Below are 21379 nucleotides of genomic sequence, written 5' to 3'. Positions count from 1 at the left end.
CTGGGGTCGTGCTGGTGGGGGGAGGAGGGGTCAGCACAGTCCGGCGGGCTCGGAGTGCGCGCAGGTGTTGTCGTGGAAGGTGTTGCGCTTGCCCTTGGCGCGGTCGCGGTTGGCGAGGTCGGCCTTGCCGTTGCGCTGCGCCACGTTGTTGCGGATCTCGTTGTGCTCGTTGACGGCGCCCACGAAGCTCTTGTACAGAACGATGCCGCCGGACAGCGGGGATTTGCCCACGTTGTCCTCGACCCTGTTCTCCGCCACCAGCGTCTTCTCGGCGCCGGTGAGGACGATTCCGGAGCCCTGCAGGAAGGGCAGCCGGGGGGTCTTGGGACAGAACTTGTTGTTGGCGTGGATGTAGTTGCGGACCACGCTCAGCGCCCCGACATGCGGCTTGTTCTCGTCGCCCACGACGAACACCGCGGCGCAGTTGCCGGTCGCCTCGTTGTGATCGACGGTCAGGTTCCGCAGCCGTCGGACCGTGACGCCGATCCGGTTACCGGCCAGAAGGTTGTGACTGACGACCGTCCCCAGGGAGTCCCGGGCGCCCTCCTCGGTGCTGACCGTGTTGGACAGGAACAGTCCGGCGTCGCCGTTCTTCTGGGCGAGGTTGTAGCGGAACACCCCGCGTACGGAGCGCTCCTGGGCGATGCCCCACTGGCCGTTCTTCTCGGCGACCACTCCCTGGACCGTCAGCCGGTCGGTGCCCGACGCCCACAGGCCGTGCTTGGCGAAGCCTCTGAGGGTCAGTGAGCTGACGGTGACGCCCTTGACGCGCTTCTTGTCCGTTCCGGTGACGCAGATCCCGTTGCCTGCCTTGGCGCAGCTGCCGGAGGCCTTGCCCGGCACGATGACGGTGGAGCGGGCACCGTAGCCGCGCAGCGTCAGGTTCGACACCGTGACGCGGACGCTCTCGTGGTACGTGCCGGGGGAGAGGAGGACGGTGTCCCCCGAGTGTGCGGAATTCACGGCCTGCTGGATCGACCCGCCGGGTTTGACCCAGTGCACCGTCCGGTGCTCGGCCGACGGGGCGGCACCCAGCACCGACGCCGTGACGGCTGCGGTGCAGGCGAGGTAGGCCATCTGTCGTTTCGTCATAGGCCGAAGCTAAGAGCGGGTGTTCCGGCCCGCCACCGCTGATCACCCAGGTGGACCGCCGGTGTCACCTGCCTGCGCGCGAACGGGTGAGCCGTCGAAGGCGTCGGAGGCGGCGGCGGACATGCGACCGCCCCGGCCGGAGAGCCCGGCCGGGGCGGTGCGGTGGCGACGCGTGGGCGCCGACGGTGTGTCAGGCGAGGGTCGCGAGCGTCTCGTTCCAGGTGGCCGAGGGGCGCATGACGGTCGCGGCCTTGGCCGGGTCGGGCTGGTAGTAGCCGCCGATGTCGGCGGGCTTGCCCTGGACCGCGAGCAGCTCGTCGACGATCGTCCGCTCCTGCGCGGTCAGCGTCTCGGCGAGCGGGGCGAACGCCTTGGCGAGGTCCGCGTCGTCGGTCTGCTTGGCCAACTCCTGCGCCCAGTACAGGCCCAGGTAGAAGTGGCTGCCGCGGTTGTCGATGCCGCCGACACGACGGGTCGGCGACTTGTCCTCGTTGAGGAAGGTCGCCGTCGCGCGGTCGAGGGTGTCGGCGAGCACCTGGGCGCGCGCGTTGCCCGTGGTCTGCGCGAGGTGCTCGAAGCTCGCCGCGAGGGCGAAGAACTCGCCGAGGCTGTCCCAGCGCAGGTAGTTCTCCTTGACCAGCTGCTGGACGTGCTTCGGGGCGGAGCCGCCGGCACCCGTCTCGAAGAGGCCGCCGCCCGCCATCAGCGGAACGACGGAGAGCATCTTGGCGCTGGTGCCCAGCTCCAGGATCGGGAACAGGTCGGTCAGGTAGTCACGCAGGACGTTGCCGGTGACCGAGATCGTGTTCAGGCCCTTGCGGATGCGCTCCAGGGAGAACTTCGTCGCCTCGACCGGGGAGAGGATCTTGATGTCCAGGCCCTCGGTGTCGTGCTCCGGCAGGTACGCGTTGATCTTCTCGATCAGCTGCGCGTCGTGGGCGCGGGTCTCGTCCAGCCAGAACACCGCCGGGTCGCCGGTGGCGCGGGCGCGGGTGACGGCCAGCTTCACCCAGTCCTTGATCGGGTCGTCCTTGGTCTGGCAGGCGCGGAAGATGTCGCCCGCGCCGACGGCCTGCTCCAGGACCACGTTGCCGGCCTGGTCGACGAGGCGGACCGTGCCGGTGGTGGGGATCTCGAAGGTCTTGTCGTGGCTGCCGTACTCCTCGGCCTTCTGCGCCATCAGACCGACGTTCGGCACCGAGCCCATGGTGGACGGGTCGAAGGCGCCGTGGGCGCGGCAGTCGTCGATGACGACCTGGTAGACGCCGGAGTAGCTGCTGTCCGGGAGGACGGCGAGGGTGTCGGCCTCCTGGCCGTCCGGGCCCCACATGTGGCCGGAGGTGCGGATCATCGCCGGCATGGAGGCGTCGACGATCACGTCGGAGGGGACGTGCAGGTTGGTGATGCCCTTGTCCGAGTCGACCATCGCGAGGGCCGGGCCCTCGGCGAGCTCGGCGTCGAAGGACGCCTTGATCTCGGCGCCCTCGGGCAGCGCCTCGAGGCCCTTGAAGATGCCGCCCAGACCGTCGTTCGGGGTCAGCCCGGCGGTGGCGAACGTCTCGCCGTACTTCGCGAACGTCTTGGGGAAGAAGGCGCGTACGACGTGGCCGAAGACGATCGGGTCGGAGACCTTCATCATCGTGGCCTTGAGGTGCACGGAGAACAGCACGTCCTCGGCCTTGGCCCGGGCGATCTGCGCCGTGAGGAACTCGCGCAGCGGCGCGACGTGCATGACGGACGCGTCGACGACCTCGCCCGCGAGGACGGGTACGGACTCGCGCAGCACGGTGGTGGAGCCGTCGTCGCCCGTCAGCTCGATGCGGAGCGAGCCCGCCTCGGAGATCACCGCGGACTTCTCGGTGGAGCGGAAGTCGTCGGCGCCCATGGTGGCGACGTTGGTCTTGGACTCGGGGGTCCAGGCGCCCATGCGGTGCGGGTGGGTCTTGGCGTAGTTCTTGACCGACGCGGGGGCGCGGCGGTCGGAGTTGCCCTCGCGCAGGACCGGGTTCACGGCGGAGCCCTTGACCTTGTCGTAACGGGCGCGGATGTCGCGCTCCTCGTCCGACTTCGGGTCGTCCGGGTAGGCCGGAAGCGCGTAGCCCTGCTCCTGGAGCTCGGCGACCGCGGCCTTCAGCTGCGGGATCGAGGCCGAGACGTTCGGCAGCTTGATGATGTTGGCCTCGGGCGTCTTGGCCAGGTCACCGAGCTCGGCGAGGGCGTCGGGAACGCGCTGGCCCTCCTCGAGGAACTCGGGGAAGAGCGCGAGGATGCGCCCGGCCAGCGAGATGTCACGGGTCTCCACAGTGACACCCGCCTGCGAGGCGTATGCCTGGACCACCGGCAGGAACGAATACGTCGCCAGGGCCGGGGCCTCGTCAGTGTGCGTGTAAATGATGGTCGAGTCAGTCACCGGGTGCTCCGCTCCACGTCTGCAACATTGCTCGACATCAAGATATCTCGTGAGCGACCCCGACTCGACAGGGGTCTGTCCGCCATCGCCGTGAACAAGAAGTGGCGCGCCGCAGGCAACCGCCTTCCGGGCTCTCGCACTCCTGCTGGACGAACGCCCACCTGGACCAGCTCGTCCTCGCGAACGAAAGCGAACCATGAGATATCGCACGAGAGTGACGGCCCCCGCGGCCGCCCTGACCGGAACGGCCGCGGTGCTCACCGCGGGGACCTCGGCGGCCTCCGCCCAGACCCCGGCCTTACGGGGTGGGGGCACCCCCGGCGCGGAGACCCTGCCCGAGCCCGACGCCGTGTTCCCGGCCCTCGGCAACGACGGCTACCGCGTCACCGCGTACCACCTCGACTTCTCGTACGACGCGACGAACCGCCTGGTCGACGCCATCGCGACCCTGACTCTGTGCGCGACCCAGGACCTCTCCCGCTTCTCGCTCGACGCGCTCGGTCTGGACATCCGTTCCGTGCGGGTCGGCGGCCGCACGGCCACATTCGAACAGATAGGCGAAAAATTGCGGGTCACCCCGGCGTGCCCCCTGCCGGAGCGCGCCCGGGTGACCGTCCGCATCGAGTACTCCGCCGACCCGAGCCGCACGCTCGCGCACACCGGCTGGGTCGTCACCCCCGACGGATTCGCGGTCTGCGCCCAGCCGAACTCGGCGCACACCGTCTTCCCCTGCAACGACCACCCCACGGACAAGGCGGCCTTCAGCTTCCGCGTCACCGTCCCGCGCGGTCTGCGCGGCGTCGCGAACGGCACCCTGGTCCGCGCCGAGAACCTGGATGGCGACCGGACCGCGTACACCTACCGTTCGCGGCACCCCATGGCCACGGAGCTGGTGCAGATCACGGTCGGTGACTACACGGTGAAGGACCGGCGGGGGCCGCACGGGCTGCCCCTTCGGGACGTCGTCCCGACCGCGCGGGCCGCCGCCCTCGAACCCGCGCTCAGCCTCACTCCCGGCCTGGTCGAGTGGGTGGAGCGGCGGCTCGGGGTGTTCCCCTTCGAGACGTACGGTCTGCTGCCGTGCAACTCCGACGATCCGAAGGCCTTCGACTTCACGGGCCTGGAGACCCAGACCCTCACGCTCTACAAGCCGGCCTTCCTGCTCCAGGAGGAGCAGAAGATCGGCGCGCACCTGATGCACGAACTGGTCCACTCCTGGTTCGGCAACAGCGTCAGTCCCGCCGGCTGGGCGGACCTGTGGCTGAACGAGGGGCACGCCGACTTCTACGGGTTGCTGTACCGCTTCGAGCGCGGCTGGCCCGACTCGCTCGGCCTGACCAGCATGGAAGCCCGGATGAAGGACACGTACGCCAGGGGCGACCTGTGGCGGCGGACCTCGGGGCCGGTCGCGGCGCCGAACGCCGTGAACCTCTTCGACAACCAGCGCTACCTGGGTGGCGTCCTGGTGCTGTACGCGCTGCGCGAGCTGGTCGGCGAGGACGTGTTCCGTCGCATCGAGCGCACCTTCCTGGAGTGCCACCGGGGCTCCTCCGCGAGCACCGAGGACTACATCGCCATCGCCTCCGAGGTCTCGGGGCAGGACCTGTCCGGCTTCCTGCGGGACTGGCTGTACGGCACGAAGACGCCTCGTATGCCGGGCCACCCCGACTGGACGGTCGTCCCGGTGCCCCCGGGCCTTCTCACGCCCCGTAACCGCGAGCCCGGCCACTACCCCGACTCGACCGCCACCCTCTGACGTACGGCAGGGGAGCCGGGCGGACTCGCTTCGCCCGGTTCTACCTCCCCGACGTGGCCTCGCGCTGGTGCGGGATGCCCGCCTCCAGCAGCTCCGCCCCGCCCGGCTGCAGCGCCACCGTCCGGGTGGGCGCCGGAATCCGGATGCCCTCGTCCCGGTACCGCTTGTGCAGGCGTTTGATGAACTCGTGCTTGATCCGGTACTGGTCGCTGAACTCGCCCACGCCGAGGATGACGCTGAAGCTGATGCGGGAGTCGCCGAAGGTGTGGAAGCGTACGGCGGGCTCGTGGTCCGGGACGGCGCCGGTGATCCCGGTCATCGTCTCGGTGACGACCTCGGTGGTCACACGCTCGACATGGTCCAGGTCGCTGTCGTAGCCGACACCGACCTGGACGATGAGGGTCATCTGCTGCTCGGGGCGGTTGAAGTTGGTCATGTTGGTGCCCGCGAGCTGGGCGTTGGGGATGATGACCAGGTTGTTGGAGAGCTGACGGACCGTCGTGTTGCGCCAGTTGATGTCCACGACGTAGCCCTCCTCACCGCTGCTGAGGCGGATGTAGTCGCCGGGCTGGACCGTCTTCGAGGCGAGGATGTGGACGCCCGCGAAGAGGTTGGCGAGGGTGTCCTGCAGGGCGAGCGCCACCGCCAGACCGCCCACACCCAGGGCCGTGAGCAGCGGGGCTATGGAGATGCCCAGCGTCTGCAGCATGACGAGGAAGCCCATCGCCAGCACCACGACCCGGGTGATGTTGACGAAGATGGTGGCCGAACCCGCCACCCCGGACCGGGACTGGGCCAGCGAGCGGACGAGGCCGGTGATGACCCGGGCCGCGGTCAGCGTCGCGACGAAGATGAGGACGACGGTCAGGACCTTGTTGACGTTGCGTCCGACCGGAGCCGTCAGCGGAAGCACCGCGCCCGCCGCCGAGACACCGGCGGCGATCGCGCCCCAGGGGACGAGTGTGCGCAGCGCGTCGACGATGAAGTCGTCACCGCTCCACCGGGTGCGCGAGGCGTGCTTGCCGAGCCAGCGCAGCAGGATGCGCAGCAGGAACGCCGCCAGCAGACCCGCCACCACGGGAATCCCGGCCATCATCAGGTCGTCCAGTGTGAGGGAGTGTTTCACCGGCCGCCTCCCGTGCGGCGGAGGGGAAGGCCCGCGGGCCGGATGTGCTGTGTCGTCACTTGCCACCTGCTCGAATCCGGGAATGCACGATCACGCCCGGACGTGTGTTCGTCGTCCGGGGTGAGGCCTCATCCTGCCGTACTCACAGGTACGTCCGTTACCGGGCCCGCACGATTCAGGCACACCTGTCGACCCGTCACCAGGGTCTCGGCCGAGGCCGATCCGGTCGCGCCGAGGAGCCGCGACACCGCACAGGCCGTCGCTCCCTACTGCGCCGTGAACGAGCCGTGCCGCCCGGCTCCCGAGGCGAAGCGAGCGGCGCCCTCCATGCCCTCGGCCAACACGTCCATGCCGTAACGGAGTTCGACGCGCATCGCCGCCTCTTCGACCAGCCCCTCCTGGTCGAGGACCGACGCGCGGTCGCTGCGCAGGCAGGACTGGGGGAAATCGGCGATCGCCGCGGCGAGTTCCTCGGCCTCGGCACGGGCGCGGCCGGTCGGGACCAGCCGGTTGGCGAGGCCCATCTCGTACGCCTCGGTCGCCGGCACCGCGCGGCCGGTGAGGATCAGGTCCATCGCGCGACCGGTGCCGATGAGGCGGGGGAGCCGAACGGTGCCGCCGTCGATGAGCGGGACGCCCCAGCGGCGGCAGAAGACGCCGAAGACGGCGTCCTCCTCGGCGACCCGCAGATCGCACCAGAGCGCCAGTTCCAGGCCGCCCGCGACGGCGTGCCCCGCGACCGCCGCGATGACGGGCTTGGACAGCCGCAGCCGGGTGGGACCCATCGGCCCGTCACCGTCCCGCTCGACCCGGTTGCCGTACTCGGTGCCGATCGCCTTGAGGTCCGCGCCGGCGCAGAACGTGCCGCCCTCGCCCCAGAGCACCGCCACCCGGGCCGTCTCGTCCGCCTCGAACTCCCGGAAGGCGTCGGCGAGTTCGGTGGCGGTCGGCCCGTCCACGGCGTTGCGGGCGGCGGGACGGGAGAGGACGACCGTGGTGACGTAACCCTGACGTTCGATCCGGACCGACATCGTGCTGTCCCCTTCTCCCGACCGTGTACGCCTTCTCGTGACCGGCGTACGGCGAGGCTACTCCGGGGTGTCGCGGCCTTCGGCGATGCGGGTGGCGGAGCCCGCACCGCGTCACGCCGGGCGCAGCGCGCTGTGGATCGCTTTCTGTCCGGCGAAGAAGATCGACTCTTCGCGTATCGAGGCACCCGGGCTGGGGGCGTGGATCATCATGCCGTTGCCGGTGTAGAAGCCGACGTGGCTGACGTTGTCGTGGAAGAAGATCAGGTCGCCGAACTGGATGTCGGTCAGGGGAATCGCCGTGCCGGCGGTCGCCTGCCCGTGCACGGTGCGCGGGAGCGAGACCCCGGCGGCCCTCCAGGCGGCCTGGGTGAGGCTGGAGGAGTCGTACGAGTCCGGTCCGGTCGCGCCCCAGACACACGGCTTGCCGATCTGCGCGCGAGCGAAGGCGAGGGCCTTGGCGGCCTTTCCGCCATACCCCGACTCCGAGGCGCCGACCATGCCGACGGGGCCGGCCATGTCGACCGCGCCGATGGAAGCACCGGTGCTTACGGCCATGCCCGCGCCCAGGGGTACGCCTGTGCCGAGGGACATGTCCGCGGCCAAGGGCATCCCCGTGCCGAGGGGCATCCCTGTGCCGGGGGGCATGCCTGCGGCGATGGACATGTCTGCGCCGGGAGGCATGCCTGCGGCGAAGGGCATGTCCGTGCCGGGAGGCATGCTTGCGGCCATGGGTATACCCGCGGTCAGGGGTACGCCTGCGCCGGGGGACATCTCTCGGACGGGAGGCATCTCCGCCCCCATGGGCATCCCTGCGGCGAGGGGCATGCCTGCGCCGATGGACGTGTCCGGGCGGGGAGGCATGCCCGCGGTCAGGGGCGTGTTCGCGCCGGGGGACATCGTCCGGACGGGAGGCATGCCCGCCCCCATGGACATGTCGGTGGCCAGGGGTGTGCCCGCGCCGATGGACATGTCCGGGCCGAGTGAGGCCGGCTGCTGATGCCGCCACTCCTCGGCGGCCTGGTCCTGCGGGGCGGGCCAGGCCACCTCGGCCGGACGCGACTCGATCGCCGCGGGCCCCGGGTTCCACTGTGCGGCGTGCTTGGACACCACCTCACGGGCCAGCGCCAGTTTCCGCTGGATCTTCTCCTTGGACGTCTTCAACGAGGACTGCCCGGGCCCGGCGGGCAACGCGGGCAGCAGGGCCGCGGCGGCCTGCTGCACAGGCTGTGGCGCGGGCGGCAGCGCGGCGACGGCTCTGGCCGTCAACTCGGCCACGGGACCGGCGGCCGCCTCGGCGGCAGGTCCGGCGGTCAGCTCCAGGACGGGGCGGGCGGTCAACTCCCGCCCACCGTTGGTGACCCCGTCCTCCGGACGCCTCGCCGGGCTCGCGGGCCGCGCGGCCGGGGGGGCCGGCATCCGGTCGGCCGGCAGCCTGGCCGGCGCGGACGGACCCAGCCGTGTGCGCGCCGCGTCGAACCAGGTCTTGGTGATGTCGTCGAGGGCGGGGTCGCTGCGCCTACGCGCGGTTTCCGGCGCCGGGTTGCCGCGGCCTCGGCTCCCCGTGGTCATCGCGCGGGTCCCGTTGACGAACCCGACGGCGTTCTCGGCCTGGTCGTAGAGGGAGCTGATGCGCTGCTGCACCTCTTCGCGACTCGGACCGTCCGCGCCGTCGAGGGCCGCCGCGCGTGCGGAGTCGGGCATGCCAGGGAGGCTGGTGCCTCCAGGGCGCGGCGTTCGTTCCGGCGCCATGGGAGCCGTACTCCTTCCGTACTCCGCCTACCGAGTCGGCTGTCGGGTTCGGGCGCAAGATTCCGGAAGGCCAGCCCTACGGCCCTTGCCCGGTCGGGCGGTTGGGCCGATTCACCCCAAGGTCGGTTGGGTCCCCGGTTCCGGTTGCCACGGGGGCACCGGATTCGGCGGAGGTCGCGCGACCCGGCGAGGTTCGCCGGAGGGAGTCGTGCGTCCTGCCGCCAACTTAGCCAATTTGTGTGCCTGGTGTGAAGATTGCAGCTCGAACTGTCCGATATGTAATTGTGACCTTCGTCTACGTGTCCCCGGCGCGACCAGGATGTCGTACCACCGCCGTTCGCCCCATGGTCGCCGCGAGCGTGCCCAACCGGCGCCAGTCCAAGGGGGGTTGGGCCTCGGGCACACCAGGCCGCTCCTTGGGGACGCGGACGCGCAGGGCGCCGGGTTCGACACGGCAGTGAACCGGTACCGGCAGAACCAGGGCCTCACCGTCGATGCCGGCCTCGATCTCCGCGCGGTCGGCGTCGATGACCACCTCACGGGTGGTCAGGACCGCGAGCCCGTCCGGCGCGGGGTCCAGTACGAGCGCGGCGGCCTCGGCCGCGCTGTCCACCGTGACGCCGAGGACGCCCAGGAGCCCGGAGTCGAGCCGTTCGCGGCGGCCGAGGCCCGCCGGATCGTTGGTGCGGTACGGGTTGTTGCTCACCAGTACGGCCTGCGGGGCCTCGAGCGTCGTGTCGGCGGCGCGGGCGGTCAGTCGCGGCCCGCGCTGACGGGTGAGCAGGTCGGGCAGGAGGTCCAGGATGGTGCCGATCTTGTCGTCGCGGTACGCGGGGCTCTGGACGACCGCCGCGTACGCGCCGAAGGAGGCGTTGTTGACGAACGGATGCCCGCCGGCGAACCCCAGGTCCACGCGGAGTTCCACGCCGTCGGTGAGAGCGTCCAGGCAGGTCGCCGGGTCGTCGCGGTCGAGGCCGAGATCCATCGCGAAGTGATTACGGGTGCCGGCGGAGACCACCAGGAACGGCAGACCGTGCTCGGCGGCGACGGCCGCGACCAGCGCCTGGGTCCCGTCACCCCCGGCGACGCCCAGCAGGTCCGCGCCGTCCGCGACGGCGGCCCGGGCCAGCGCGGTGACGTCCTGGTGCTTCTCGGGGTCGAGGAGCACGACCCGCGCGCCGAGCCGCTCCGCCTTCTCCCGCAGTCCGAACTTCGCCACCTTGCCGCCGCCGGAGTGCGGGTTCATGAGGAGGAAGGGGCGCCGCGGTGGCGGTGCCCTGCGTTCCTTCGGGCGCGGGGCGCGTGTCCGGTCGCTCCGCAGGGCGTACCGGCCGCTCCAGACGGCCATGGCCCACAGCGCCAGGGACACGGGAACGGCCCAGAGCAGCCCGGCCACGGCGAACAGGGTGAGCACGGCGCAGGGCGCGACCGCCGCCAGCACGGCCGCCACCCAGCGGAGCGGGCCGCGCCGGGTCAGCGCCCACCACAGCGCCGCCGCCGTGACCGCCACGCCGAGGAGCGCGGCAAAGAGCAGCAGTACGCCGTCCACGCCTCCGTAACCGAGCGGCAGCAGCACCGCCAGCGCCGCCGCGAGCAGCGCGGCCCTGGCCGCCCACCGTTTCCCGTGGCCGACCTGTCCGCTCGCGTCCACACCCATCGCTCCTCCACGGACGTCATAGAAGTCCGGCCCTGGTGGCGGCGGCCACACGGTGACGAGGGCCCGCGAACGGCGGCACCGTCCGGGGAGGGGGCCTGATTCGACGGGCCGTCGCTGTGCGCGGCGTCGGGCATCGACGACACAGTCGTATGCAACCGCCGGGTCGCACCCCGCGCAACCGCCACGTTCCACCAGGGCGCACGCCGGGCGGACGGCCCGGCTCCGGCCTCGGACCGACCCTGGTCGCCATGGCCCGGGAGTGAGGTCAGCGGTCCGTCGACGGGGGCGTTCCACGGGGGTGGAGCCGGTGGTGGCCGTCGACGGGGCGGGTGGTGATGTGCGGTCGATGCGGGTGGGGGGAGGCGGTGCGTTCGATGATCAGGAGGGCGGCGTCGTCGCCGGGGTGGCCGCCGACGTGTGCGAGGAGGTCGGCGTGGATGTGGCGCAGCAGGGCGTCGGGGCTGGAGGCCGGGAAGGAGGCGACCCGATCGAGGAGCGGGTAGAAGGCGCCCGACGGTGAGCGGGCTTCGATGACGCCGTCGGTGTAGAGCAGCAGGATGTCACCGGTTTCGAAGGTGAGCGGGTCGGGAGGGTGGCTCGCGCCGGGCAGCCCGCACATGCCGAGCGGGGGGACGGGGTGGCGCGCGTGCAGGACCGTGACCTCGTGGTCGCGCAGAAGCAGAGGAGGTGGATGACCGTGGTTGATCATCCAGCCCTGTGCGCCCTCGTCGGGGATGTCGAGCACGAGCGCGGTGACGAAGTGCTCGCCCGGGTCGTGCTTCGTGTCGGCCACGTCCTCCAGGTCGCGGCACACGCTGACCTCCAGCGCCGTCGCCAGCTCGGGGAGCGTGGCGTACCGGTGGGCACCCTCGCGGAACGCGCCCAGCACCACCGAGGCCTCGCCGATGGAGGCCAGGCCCTTGCCGCGTACGTCACCGATGATCACCCGGGTCGAGGACTGGGCGGCGCGGGAGACCGCGAACAGGTCGCCGCCGATCTGGGTCTCGTCCTCGGCGGCCAGATACAGCCAGGCCACGCGCAAGGGCCCGATCCGGCGGGGCGGCGGTCTGAGCAGAACCCGCTGCGCCGTCTCGGCCACCGACCGTGCCCGGCTCAGCTCCCGGTCGCGCCGCTCCCGTACATGGCAGACGAAGACCACCAGCGCCGAGAGCACGGTCAGGGCGATGATCTGCGCGACGTGGTTGGCGGTGGTCAGCCCGCCGTGGAACATCGCGATGAAGACCTGGGCGGCCACGGCCAGCACCCCGACCAGCGCGGTCAGCCGCGGCCCGGCCAGGGAGGCGGTGAGGGCGGGGGCGATGACCAGCAACGGACCCAGGTGGACATCGGTGGGGGAGTGGAGGTCCACCACAGTGATCACTACGATCAGCGCGAGTGGGATTGCCACCAGTCCGCGGCCCGACGGCTGCTCCACGAGGCGGTCCACTGACACACGCCGGACACCCACGTGTCCCATTTTGCCCCAGATCGCGAGGCGTCTGCCGTTCGGCGACCGACTCATAAGATCGGTTTATGGGGTCATAGATCCAGCCCGGCTACTGACTAAGGTTTGCCTTAGTTTAGGCTTCCCGACGAGCCACCCTGCCACCGTTCGAAGGGAACCTGATCATGCCTCGCCCTCTGCGGGTAGCCATTGTCGGAGCCGGCCCCGCCGGGATCTACGCTGCCGACGCGCTGCTGAAGTCCGCAGTGGCGGTCGAGCCCGGTGTGTCCATCGACCTCTTCGAGCGGATGCCGGCCCCCTTCGGGCTGATCCGCTACGGCGTGGCCCCCGACCACCCGCGGATCAAGGGCATCATCACGGCCCTGCACCAGGTGCTCGACAAGCCTCAGATACGTCTCTTCGGCAACGTCGACTACCCGGGGGACATCAACCTCGACGACCTGCGCACCTTCTATGACGCGGTGATCTTCTCCACGGGGGCGACGGCCGACCGGGCCCTCGACATACCCGGCATCGGCCTCGACGGCTCGTACGGCGCGGCGGACTTCGTCTCCTGGTACGACGGCCACCCGGACGTGGAGCGGACCTGGCCGCTCGAAGCGGAGAAGGTCGCCGTCCTCGGTGTCGGCAATGTCGCCCTCGACGTCGCGCGCATCCTCGCCAAGACCGCCGACGAACTGCTGCCGACCGAGATCCCGCAGAACGTCTACGACGGCCTCAAGGCCAACAAGGCCCTGGAGGTCCACGTCTTCGGCCGCCGCGGTCCGGCGCAGGCGAAGTTCAGCCCGATGGAGCTGCGGGAGCTGGACCACTCCCCGAACATCGAGGTCATCGTCGACCCCGAGGACATCGACTACGACGAGGGCTCGATCGCGACCCGGCGCGGCAACAAGCAGGCCGACATGGTCGCCAAGACCCTGGAGAACTGGGCCATCCGCGACGCCGGTGACCGCCCGCACAAGCTCTTCCTGCACTTCTTCGAGTCCCCGACCGAGATCCTCGGCGAGAACGGCCAGGTCGTCGGCCTGCGCACCGAGCGCACCGCCCTCGACGGCACCGGCAACGTCAAGGGAACCGGCGAGTTCAAGGACTGGGACCTCGGTGCGGTCTACCGCGCCGTGGGCTATCTGTCCGACGAACTGCCCAAGCTCCCCTGGGACGCCGATTCGGGCACGGTTCCGGACCAGGGCGGCCGGGTGATCGAGGAGACCGGCGAGCACCTGCAGTCGACGTACGTCACCGGCTGGATCCGGCGCGGCCCCGTGGGTCTGATCGGCCACACCAAGGGCGACGCCAACGAGACCGTCGCCAGCCTGCTCGACGACCACACGAACGGACGTCTGCACACGCCCGCCTCGCCCGACCCGGAGGCCGTGGACGCGTTCCTCGGCGAGCGGGACGTCCGCTTCACCACCTGGGAGGGCTGGTACCGCCTGGACGCCGCGGAGAAGGCGCTGGGCGAACCGCAGGGCCGGGAACGCGTGAAGATCGTCGAGCGCGAGGACATGCTCGACGCGAGCGGCGCGTAGACCTCGGCGTGCGGTCGCCCTCGACGGCGACCGCACGCTGTCACGTCACGCCGGCGTTGGCGTTGGCGTCGGCCGTCAAGGGTCAGTCGACGTAGTCGGCGACCAGGACCGCGAACTCGTCGGGGGTGGCCAGCCGGATGCCGAGGTCCTCGGCCTTGGCGCGCTTGGATCCGGCGCCCTCGCCGGCGACGACCAGCGTGGTCTTCTTGGAGACGCTGGACGAGGAGCGGCCGCCGGCGCGTTCGATGAGTTCGTTCATCTGGTTGCGGCTGAGCTTCTCCAACGGGCCCGTCATGGCCCCGGTGACGACGACCGCCATCCCGGTCAGCGGCCCGCCCGTCGGCTCCGCGCCCTGGGCGGCGCCGTCGGTGTCGTCGGTGGCGACGGGCGGGGTGGCGCCGGGTTCGGTCATGTTGACCCCGGCCGCGGCGAGCTTGTCGATGAGCGGAGCCAGTTCGGCGAGTTCGGCGACGATGGACGGGGCCTTCTCCGTGCCGATGCCCTCGACCCGCTGCATCGCTTCGGCGTCGGCGGCGCGGATGTGCTCCATCGCGGCGAAGTACCGGGCGATACGACGGGACATGGAGCGGCCCGTACCGCGGACGCCGAGCGCGCACAGTACCCGCGACAACGGCTGCCCCTTGGCCGCGTCGATCGCCGCGAGGAGATTGTCGGTGCTGGTCTCACCCATCCGTTCCAGGGCGAGGAGCTGGTCGCGGGTGAGGGCGAACACGTCGGCCAGATCGGCGACCAGGCCGGCCTCGACGAGCTGGACGACACGAGTGTGGCCCAGCCCCTCGATGTCGAGCTGGTCACGGCCCGCGGCGTACGAGAGGGCGGCGACCAGGTGACAGTTGCGGCCGTTCGCGCAGCGCCAGCGCTGCTCGCTGGTGTCGATGGCGGAGCCGCACCGCGGGCACACCTCGGGGAAGACGATCGGCCGCTCCTCGCCGGTGCGCAGATGGGCGACGGGGGCCTCGACGCGGGGAATGACGTCCCCGGCGCGGTGGACCATGACGTGGTCGCCCAGCCGCAGGTCGCGGCGGGTGATGTCGGCCGGGTTGTGGAGGGTGGCGTAGGTGATGGTGGAGCCGTCGATCTCGACCGGTTCGAGGACCGCGCGCGGAGCGATGATGCCGGTGCGGCCCACGTTCCACTCCACCTCCAGGAGCCGGGTGATCTTCTCCACGGGGGGCATTCTTTGTCGAGTGACTGTTGTTGTTCAGCTTCGTTGAAGCGGGTGTGACAGAGGAATTGGACATCCCGAGGTACTGGCAACTGCACCGGCTTGATCTGAAACGCGATCTTGGAGAGCTGGAGCCGTTCCTTGTCGGGGGTGTTGAGGATCTAGCACAGCGGGCACGGCTGCGCGGGGCTCGTCACGGGCAGGGGTTCGTGCTGGGCCCGGACGGACGACCTGATCCGCGAGTCAATGCCTGCCTGACCTCGGCGAAGTGGCGCAATCTGGGTAGGGAGACGGAGAAGGATTACTCCTACTCTCTAGTGGTGTGGCTCAACTTCCTGCACATCCTCGGCGCGCAGTGGTGGGAGGCCACCGAGGATCACGCGGAAGAGTTCCTGTTCTGGCGTGTCACGGACCCGGCGAACGGTGAGCGGATCCAGACGAGCTCCTTCTCCCGGGACCTCGCCGGCTTGAAGAAGTTCTACAGGTGGGTCGGCCGAAAGTACGGGATTGCCAACCCGTTCGAGGACTTCGATGCGCCCCCGATCGCACGGAGGTCGAACGTCAAGTGGTTCGATCCTGCAGGCTTCGCCCGCTGGCTTGACCTTGGCATTCGCGGCATGGACCTGGACGGGCGTCCCGACCAGTGGTGGCGGGGCCGCAACGAACAGCGCGACACCGCGTTCTGCCAGGGCCTCTATGGCAACGGGCTGCGAGTCGCCGAGTGGGCGAGCGTCGTGATTCCGGAGCTTCCGCACTACGACCGACGGCGGCACTACTACGCCTGCCACCTCGCCGATGCCTGCGCGAAAAAGGGCTACGGACACCCGTACTGGACACCGCAGAGCGCGATAAAGGGTGTCTTGTCCTACATGGAGGGGCCCCGGGCGGCCGCGGTTCGGAGGGCCCAACAGGCGGGACGCTATGAGTGCGTCCAGGACAAGCGCACGGTGCTTGCCACCCACGGTACCGACGCGGTCACCTTGGAGCGCCCGGACGGTGGCAGTGAGAAGTGGCTGTGGAACGACGTTGGGAAGCTGACCCGGCTGCGGCTGTTTCGCCGGACCGAGCAGGGGCTGGAGCCGGTCGCCTTGTGGTTGAACGAGGACGGACTGCCTCGGGTCTGGACCGGCTGGGAGCACACGTTCAAGGCCGCGAACGAGCGGATCGAAGGGCTGGGGTTGGAAGGCTTCGTCTGCAGCGCCCACATGCTTCGTCACTCCTGCGCCTTGAAGTGGTATTCGATCGGCAAGCTCGTGCGGGCGGCCCAGTTGGGGCACCTAGACGAGGAAGAACGGGCCGACTTCCGCGAGGAGTTCGGCAGCACATGGCACCTGGTCCAGACGATGCTGGGGCACCGCAGCGTCGAGACCACGAAAGAGGTCTACCTCGAACCGTTCAGGATCCTGGACGTCGAGGTGCTGCTGGCGCACGCTGAGGGCTTTCCCGTTGCTGCCTTCATGTCCGAGGTGTTCGCCAACCACCCGCGTGTCCGCACGGATCCGCTGGCGGTGATCCGGTGACCGGTCGGAGGGCCTCCCTACCCCTGGGCGGGCCGAGGACCAGACGGGGTCGCCTCGATGCCGGCCCGGACCGGATCGTGGTGCGGTGTTTCAGCGCGGACGGTTCCGAGTCCGAGGACTACGACTTCACGCCGCTGACCATGCCGGCAGAGCTGCGGGACGAACTGGTTGCTGCGTTCACCAAGCGCACCGCCCCCGGCGCCGGGCTGACGTCGCTCCACTCGACCAACCAGGTCTTCAAGACCGTGCGGAACCTCGACCGCTACCTGGCGACGCTCCCCTGGCCGCCCCGGCAGCTGGCCCAGCTGACGGTCGAGCAGTTCGACGGATTCCTCGCCTTTCGTTCGACCGAGACGACCAACGCCGCAGACGAACTAGGGCAGTTGAAGCTGCTGTTGTTGCATGGCGGGGGAGTATCGGACACGCTCGCGGCCCGCTTGGCCTCACAGCTTCCGACACGGGACAGGACCAGGTCCGAGGAGAGTACGCCGAGCAAGCAGAGCTACAGCCGGACGGAGTTCCAGCGGATCACGGCCGCCGCGCGGGCCGAGCTGCGGGTGGCCGCATGCCGGATCAGGGCGAACCGGGACCTGCTGGAGCAGGCGAGGCGGGGCGAGGCGGCGGCCAGCACAGGTCCGCTGGCCACCAGGATCCGGCTGCTGGAATTCGTTGACCGCTACGGCGACGTTCCCCGAGAGCCTCGCCCAGTCGGCATCCACAAGGGGAAGTTGTTCCCGGCGAGGTGGGTCCAGAAGATCGGCTCGGTCAAGGAGATCGTCTCCTGGCTCCATCTGACGATCGAAGAGGTGGGGGCCGGGGCGGTGCTGCTGGCGGCGATGACCGGAGAGAACCCGCAAGTGATCTTCAAGGTCCCGGCGGCCCACCATCGCGCGGACGGCTACACCGGGCAGACCGGCACGGCGATTGTCGACCTACTCAAACCCAGACGCCAGCGCCGCGCCCACATGACCCTCGCGCTGAGCGACGTCCCAGACTGGATCAGCGTCCCGGACAAGCCCGAGGACCTCACCACCCGCGATGAACTGCACACGTCCTTTGGGCTCTACGTCCTGCTGCACGAACTGACGGCTCGGTCCCGGGCACTGGCCGGTGGAAGTCGGCTCCTGATCGGCTATGCCGGCGGCAGTAGCAACGGCGTCGGGCCCGGTCTGCGACCCTTGAACCACAGCTCGTACATCAAAGCTCGGGGCGAAGCGTGGGGCCTGGTCGCGGACCAGCACGGCAAAGACGGAAAGACGGTTCCGTTGCCGCTGCGGCTCGATCTCCTGAGGCTCACACACATCGAGCTCTACCAGCGGCCGGTCGCACACACCGAGAAAACCGCAACGACCTACATGCTCCGCAACCGCGGCAATGTCAACGAGTACCGGCAGGTCGTGGCGAAGGCCCTGACCGAGGAGGTCGACAAGGCCCGCACACGGGGACGGGTGGCCACCCTGTCCGCCGAGGACGTCGCCAGGGCCGAGGCCGACCCCGAGCGGATGGCCGCCGAACTCGGCCTGACGGCACAGACGCTCAAGCACATGATCGCCGGGGAGCTCGACACCGTGATGGCGGCCTGCAGCGACAACCTCGGCGGCCGGCACGGGTCGTCCGGGGAGCCCTGCCGGGCCTCCTTCATGCTCTGCCTGAGCTGCGAGTGCGCCAGGGCGCTGCCGCGGCACCTGCCGGTCCAGGTCCTGGTCCACGACCGGCTGGTGGAGCGTCGCGAGCAGATCGACGCGTTGCGCTGGGCCAGCCGGTTCGCGAGCCCGCACGCTCAGCTGGCCGACCTGCTGGCCGAGCACGACGAGAGTGCCGTCGCCGACGCCCGCGAGGGCGCCACCGAAGCCGACCACGCGCTGGTCGACCGATTCCTGAACAGGGAGCTCGACCTACGATGACGACGCCCGCCTCCGACCTCGATTGGGGAGAGGTCCCTGCCGGGACCTTCTGGCCCCAACCCGACACGTTCGTCCTGCTCAAGCGGGATCTGCGGCCGGACGCCGACCGGACGAAGCTGTCCTGCTTCGCCGACACTGTCTGGGACCTCAATGCGGCCATCTTCGAGGACCACTACCGGGCCACCTCGCTCAACTTCGACCTGATCCCCGCAGCCCTGCGGCTGGCCACCAAGCACTACTGCTGGCAGTTGCTCAACCATGGACGGCTCTGGGCCCCACCCGGCGCGAAGCGAACCCGGATCAGCGTCACGACCGTGCACCTGCTGTTCGTCAACGAGCTGCAGTTCATCATCGACTGGCTTGCCCAGCGGGGAATCACAGCCTTCTGCCAGGTCACCAACGAACTCCTGGACGCCTTCGTCGACGCGATCTTGGACGAGGAGGACCCACTGACGGGCACCTCTCGCACGCTCACGGAGATCCGCCGGCTCTGGGGTCACCGCGAGATCCTCCCACCAGCGATGCGGCTGCCCCAGGCCCCGCCCTGGGCCGGCGAGGACACCGCCGAGATTCTCGGGACTGGCTCGACCGCCCGCAGAGAGAACCGCACCCCTCGCATCGCTGAGCCCACCATGCAGATGCTGCTGAGCTGGGCGGTCCGCTTCCTGGAGGTCTTCGCAGACCCCATCCTGGCCGCCCGCGACGAGCACGCCGAGCTATACCGGCGGACACCGGAAGGACGCCGCTTCACCGCGACCCAGAACCCGAACCGGAATAGACCCGGCGACCTACTGCCGAAGGTCCACGCGTACCTCGACAACCTCCGCCAGCAGGGAGGATCGCTACCCGGTTCCCAGACCCCGGACGGTCGAAGGGTGATCCGCTGGCGCTACATCGCCCTGATCCTCGACTGCGCAGACTCCATCAAGGACACCGGGACCGGCCGCCTGATCGCCGAGTCGGGGCTCCCCATCGGCGACCAAGCCCTGCTGAACACCAAGTTCACCCTGCCATGCGGCGATGGCCCCTGGCACCAGGACATCACCTACGACGAGGTGCCGGAGCTGGCCCGCTTGCTGAGCACAGCCTGCTTCGTGATCGTGGCCTACCTCTCGGGCGCCCGCGCCGGGGAGGTGCTCAACCTGCGACGTGGCTGCGTGACCCGGGACGCCGACACCGGGCTGTGGTTGATGCGGGGCCTCTACTTTAAGGGCACCCTCGACCGAGACGGCAACAAGATCCCCGAGGGGACCGTCCGACCCGACCCCTGGGTCGTCATCGAGCTCGTTGCGAGCGCCGTCGCGGTGCTGGAGCGTCTCCACCCCAGCCCGCTTCTCTTCCCAACCCGCCTCGAGCCGTTCCATAAACGATGGGCAAACGAACGACGGCTCGGTGACGCCCGATCGGACGCCTCCATCGCCGGTGACCTGGGCGACTTCGTCCAATGGGTGAACGAGCAATGCGCTAGCCTCGGCCGCTCCGACCCCATCCCCGACGACGACCGCGGCCCGCTGAAAGCGAGCCGGTTCCGCCGCACGCTGGCCTGGTTCATCCGACGCCGACCCCGAGGCCTGATCGCCGCCTCGATCCAATACGGTCATGCCCACGTTCGCATGCTAGAAGGCTACGCAGGCACCTACGAGTCCGGCTTCCCGGACGAGTACGCCTTCCAGGACTGGCTCTACCGGCTCGAATGCTTCGCCGAGGACGAAGCCGCTCTTGCCGCGGGCGAGCACGTCAGCGGGCCGGCAGCCGACACCTACCGCACACGAGTCGCCGCAGCGAACCGAGAGTTCGCAGGCCGCGTGCTCAAGAACGAACGGCAGGCCCTGGACCTGATCGGCAACCCGCTCCTGCAGATCCACCACGGCGAGGGCATGACCTGCGTCCTCAACCCGGCCACGGCAGCCTGCCAGCTACGGGGCGACGCCAACGACCCACTGGTCACCCCGGACACCGACGACTGCAGGCCCAAGTGCCCGAACCTCGCACGAACCGACCGCGACATCGGATACGTCCGGAAGAAGATCGTCGACCTCGCCGAAATCATCGCTGATCCACTCGCGCCACCCATTCGACACCAGCGCGACTGCCACGAGCTCGACCGCCTGCAGGCCGTCCTCCGCGACCACGAGGAAGGAGCTACCCGTTCATGACTGCGACCCCGCTCAACGGCGAGACCGACGCGACCCGACGGGCGATCATCGCTGCCATGAACCGGCTCCTCGCTGGCACCCCCAAGCGATCGACCGGGCGCCTCAACGTCTCACAGCTGGCCATTGAAGCCGACGTCCAGCGCTGGCACCTGACTCACCAACACCAAGATCTCAAGGATCTCTTCCAGGCCCGAGTGGCAGCCGACGAAGCCAAACGCGTGACCCACGTCCGCGAGCAGGACTCCTACCAGGAACTCAAGAAGAAGCACGCTGACCTGCAGAAACACGCACGACTCCTCGAAGAGCGTCTGCAGCTATACGCCACGGCCGTCAACCTTCTCAGCCGCGAACTCCAGGCCGTCACCGAGCGCACCGAAGACACAGCCAAGGTCCGGTTCATGCCCCGTCGGCCCCGACAGCTGCCCTGACGAAGAGCAGGCCCACTGGGGAACCGACGGAACTCTTAGAAATTCCCCGCTGGTACTCCAGCCGTAGATGTGGATCTTTATGGCTGAAGGGCGACTTGGCAGCGGTAGTGGCTGCGGCGGGCGCGGGCTTGGTGGCCTCGGCACCAGGTGGACCAGCGCCATCGGTGCGCGAGGTCGTGGACAGGCCGAACGAGTAGAGCGAAGAACAGGCGCTGGATCTCGTTGCAGGTGAGCGGGATCAATTCGTCAAGGCTGGTCCCGTCATCGGCCGAGGCATGACTGGCCCGTCTCGGCAAAGACATGGCCGTAGTTCGGGCCCAGCTGGAAGAGGAAAACGTCTGCGGAGGCAAGTGCTTCCAAGCGCGACTGC

Annotated in this window: 13 protein-coding genes, 2 pseudogenes and 1 riboswitch; of the genes and pseudogenes, 6 read left to right on the top strand and 9 right to left on the bottom strand. The window is 69.7% G+C overall.

Annotated elements, in window-relative coordinates; genetic code table 11:
- Nucleotides 1-30: 30 nt before the first annotated feature.
- Together OG568_RS09250 and OG568_RS09245 are read right to left on the bottom strand one after the other, a co-directional pair.
- On the bottom strand, nt 31-1092 hold the full coding sequence (locus tag OG568_RS09250; protein ID WP_329531068.1) for a right-handed parallel beta-helix repeat-containing protein: 1062 nt from the start codon (nt 1090-1092) through the stop codon (nt 31-33).
- Between the two features lie 190 nt (nt 1093-1282).
- On the bottom strand, nt 1283-3502 hold the full coding sequence (locus tag OG568_RS09245; protein WP_329531067.1) for an NADP-dependent isocitrate dehydrogenase: 2220 nt from the start codon (nt 3500-3502) through the stop codon (nt 1283-1285).
- A gap of 196 nt (nt 3503-3698) precedes the next feature.
- Here OG568_RS09245 and OG568_RS09240 point away from each other — a divergent pair, with 196 nt between their 5' ends.
- Nucleotides 3699-5258, top strand: coding sequence for a M1 family metallopeptidase (locus tag OG568_RS09240; RefSeq protein ID WP_329531066.1), 1560 nt, complete (start codon nt 3699-3701; stop codon nt 5256-5258).
- A 40-nt stretch (nt 5259-5298) separates the two neighbouring features.
- Here OG568_RS09240 and OG568_RS09235 read toward each other — a convergent pair whose 3' ends face one another.
- From OG568_RS09235 to OG568_RS09215, 5 genes are all read right to left on the bottom strand, one after another.
- Complete coding sequence (locus OG568_RS09235; RefSeq protein ID WP_266588539.1) at nt 5299-6384, bottom strand: mechanosensitive ion channel family protein; 1086 nt, start codon at nt 6382-6384, stop codon at nt 5299-5301.
- 266 nt (nt 6385-6650) lie between these two features.
- On the bottom strand, nt 6651-7415 hold the full coding sequence (locus OG568_RS09230) for a crotonase/enoyl-CoA hydratase family protein (protein ID WP_329531065.1): 765 nt from the start codon (nt 7413-7415) through the stop codon (nt 6651-6653).
- Nucleotides 7416-7526: 111 nt separating this feature from the next.
- Complete coding sequence (locus tag OG568_RS09225; protein ID WP_329531064.1) at nt 7527-9116, bottom strand: C40 family peptidase; 1590 nt, start codon at nt 9114-9116, stop codon at nt 7527-7529.
- 56 nt (nt 9117-9172) lie between these two features.
- Nucleotides 9173-9344, bottom strand: a riboswitch (cyclic di-AMP (ydaO/yuaA leader).
- Nucleotides 9345-9459: 115 nt separating this feature from the next.
- A complete protein-coding gene (locus OG568_RS09220) occupies nt 9460-10821 on the bottom strand; it encodes a diacylglycerol/lipid kinase family protein (RefSeq protein ID WP_329531063.1) in 1362 nt (453 codons plus the stop codon).
- A gap of 265 nt (nt 10822-11086) precedes the next feature.
- Nucleotides 11087-12298, bottom strand: coding sequence for a PP2C family protein-serine/threonine phosphatase (locus OG568_RS09215; protein ID WP_329536311.1), 1212 nt, complete (start codon nt 12296-12298; stop codon nt 11087-11089).
- A gap of 152 nt (nt 12299-12450) precedes the next feature.
- Here OG568_RS09215 and OG568_RS09210 point away from each other — a divergent pair, with 152 nt between their 5' ends.
- Complete coding sequence (locus tag OG568_RS09210) at nt 12451-13815, top strand: FAD-dependent oxidoreductase (protein ID WP_329531062.1); 1365 nt, start codon at nt 12451-12453, stop codon at nt 13813-13815.
- 82 nt (nt 13816-13897) lie between these two features.
- Here OG568_RS09210 and OG568_RS09205 read toward each other — a convergent pair.
- Nucleotides 13898-15016: pseudogene (locus OG568_RS09205) on the bottom strand (BRCT domain-containing protein); the annotation flags it as partial.
- A gap of 17 nt (nt 15017-15033) precedes the next feature.
- On the opposite strand from OG568_RS09205, the gene OG568_RS09200 reads away from it, so the two are divergent.
- The 4 genes from OG568_RS09200 to OG568_RS09185 all read left to right on the top strand — a co-directional run bounded on the left by OG568_RS09200 (nt 15034) and on the right by OG568_RS09185 (nt 21009).
- Nucleotides 15034-16521, top strand: coding sequence for a site-specific integrase (locus tag OG568_RS09200; RefSeq protein ID WP_329531061.1), 1488 nt, complete (start codon nt 15034-15036; stop codon nt 16519-16521).
- 77 nt (nt 16522-16598) lie between these two features.
- Nucleotides 16599-18425 (top strand): hypothetical protein, encoded by a 1827-nt coding sequence (locus OG568_RS09195; protein ID WP_329531060.1) that lies wholly within the window; start codon nt 16599-16601, stop codon nt 18423-18425.
- Nucleotides 18422-20581, top strand: coding sequence for a hypothetical protein (locus OG568_RS09190; protein ID WP_329531059.1), 2160 nt, complete (start codon nt 18422-18424; stop codon nt 20579-20581). The genes OG568_RS09195 and OG568_RS09190 overlap by 4 nt, the downstream gene beginning before the upstream one ends.
- Nucleotides 20578-21009 carry a hypothetical protein gene (locus tag OG568_RS09185; protein WP_181652373.1) on the top strand — a complete coding sequence of 144 codons (432 nt, stop codon included), beginning with the start codon at nt 20578-20580 and terminating at the stop codon, nt 21007-21009. Before OG568_RS09190 ends, OG568_RS09185 begins: the two co-directional genes overlap by 4 nt.
- 77 nt (nt 21010-21086) lie before the next feature.
- On the opposite strand, the pseudogene OG568_RS61390 reads toward OG568_RS09185, so the two are convergent.
- Nucleotides 21087-21257 (bottom strand): annotated as a pseudogene (locus tag OG568_RS61390) (IS701 family transposase); the annotation flags it as partial.
- Between the last annotated feature and the right edge of the window lie 122 nt (nt 21258-21379).

The sequence above is a fragment of the Streptomyces sp. NBC_01450 genome, assembly GCF_036227505.1.
Taxonomy (GTDB): domain Bacteria; phylum Actinomycetota; class Actinomycetes; order Streptomycetales; family Streptomycetaceae; genus Streptomyces.
Note: the sequence above shows the minus strand (reverse complement) of the source record. Positions and strands in the feature narration are given on the sequence as shown.

Coding starts and splice junctions, on each gene's coding strand:
- OG568_RS09230 (WP_329531065.1), bottom strand. CDS start 7,415: ATGTCGGTCCGGATCGAACGTCAGGGTTACGTCACCACGGTCGTCCTC.
- OG568_RS09250 (WP_329531068.1), bottom strand. CDS start 1,092: ATGACGAAACGACAGATGGCCTACCTCGCCTGCACCGCAGCCGTCACG.
- OG568_RS09215 (WP_329536311.1), bottom strand. CDS start 12,298: ATGGGACACGTGGGTGTCCGGCGTGTGTCAGTGGACCGCCTCGTGGAG.
- OG568_RS09225 (WP_329531064.1), bottom strand. CDS start 9,116: ATGCCCGACTCCGCACGCGCGGCGGCCCTCGACGGCGCGGACGGTCCG.
- OG568_RS09185 (WP_181652373.1), top strand. CDS start 20,578: ATGACTGCGACCCCGCTCAACGGCGAGACCGACGCGACCCGACGGGCG.
- OG568_RS09220 (WP_329531063.1), bottom strand. CDS start 10,821: ATGGGTGTGGACGCGAGCGGACAGGTCGGCCACGGGAAACGGTGGGCG.
- OG568_RS09240 (WP_329531066.1), top strand. CDS start 3,699: ATGAGATATCGCACGAGAGTGACGGCCCCCGCGGCCGCCCTGACCGGA.
- OG568_RS09190 (WP_329531059.1), top strand. CDS start 18,422: ATGACGACGCCCGCCTCCGACCTCGATTGGGGAGAGGTCCCTGCCGGG.
- OG568_RS09210 (WP_329531062.1), top strand. CDS start 12,451: ATGCCTCGCCCTCTGCGGGTAGCCATTGTCGGAGCCGGCCCCGCCGGG.